1 protein-coding gene is annotated in these 463 nt (G+C 41.9%); it reads left to right on the forward strand.

Annotated features, from left to right (window positions below):
* Positions 1 to 81: 81 nt before the first annotated feature.
* On the forward strand, positions 82 to 463 hold a 382-nt coding region (locus tag AC0ZWN_RS28870; protein WP_476337716.1), incomplete at its 3' end, for a phage tail tube protein.

The raw sequence follows: 463 nt of genomic DNA on the forward strand, positions 1-463 counted from the left end.
TCCCATATCGTTACAACTAACCAAATTTTCAACCAATGCCGCCACTGTAGCGGCTTTTTTTATGCCTAAAAAGGAGTCGTTATGAGTTCAGGCGCACGCGTTATTACCTCTATTGCAGAGCAAACAGACCCAAAAGTAATACCTCAAACTGGCTGGACTATCCTGCCAAACATCACCAACGGCTTAACTGTAGCCAATGATTTTACCAATAGCGAAATGTTAAACGGTGGGCGCATCGCTGCGGCTGGTATGGTAACTGGCGGCTCAATCAGTGGCGATATTGAAGCAGAATTACAATACGGCACTTATGACAAATTACTAGCGGCTGCGTTTTTTAATAACTGGATTGTTAATGCAGATGCACCCGATACGTTAGTTGTTGGTGATATCAAAAAGATTTTTGCAATCACAAAAGATTTTACCGATGTGAATGTCAATCACTTATTTACTGGCTGTGTCGTTA

The organism is Pseudomonas sp. 3B-A001-10F (genome assembly GCF_056313565.1).